Source organism: Mesorhizobium sp. BHbdii, from assembly GCF_053848045.1.
Map to the genome: position 1 here is coordinate 1 of NZ_JBSPKX010000316.1, position 398 is coordinate 398.

The following is a 398-nucleotide window of genomic DNA, read 5'->3' on the forward strand; positions in this document are numbered from 1 at the left end:
GTGCCGGTGCTCAGGGCAGGGCGCACGCTGGGCGTGCTGGTCGTGCAGAACAAGACCATGCGCCATTATCGCGACGACGAGGTCGAGGCGCTGGAAACCACCGCCATGGTCATCGCCGAGATGATCGCCACCGGCGATCTGGCGCGGCTGACGCGGCCGGGCCTCGAACTCGATCTGCGCCGTCCGGTCAGCTTCACCGGCCTGTCCTTCAACGACGGCGTCGGGCTGGGCCACGTCGTGCTGCATGAGCCGCGCATCGTCGTCACCAATCTGTTCAACGAGGACAGCGAGGAAGAGGTCCGACGGCTCGAGAGCTCGCTCGGCTCGCTCAGGCTCTCCATCGACGACATGCTCGAGCGCCGCGACGTTGCCTTCGAGGGCGAGCACCGCCAGGTGCT

1 pseudogene is annotated in these 398 nt (G+C 67.3%); it reads left to right on the top strand.

Annotated elements, in window-relative coordinates:
* Positions 1-398, top strand: a pseudogene (locus ACWTU8_RS33215) (phosphoenolpyruvate--protein phosphotransferase); the annotation flags it as partial.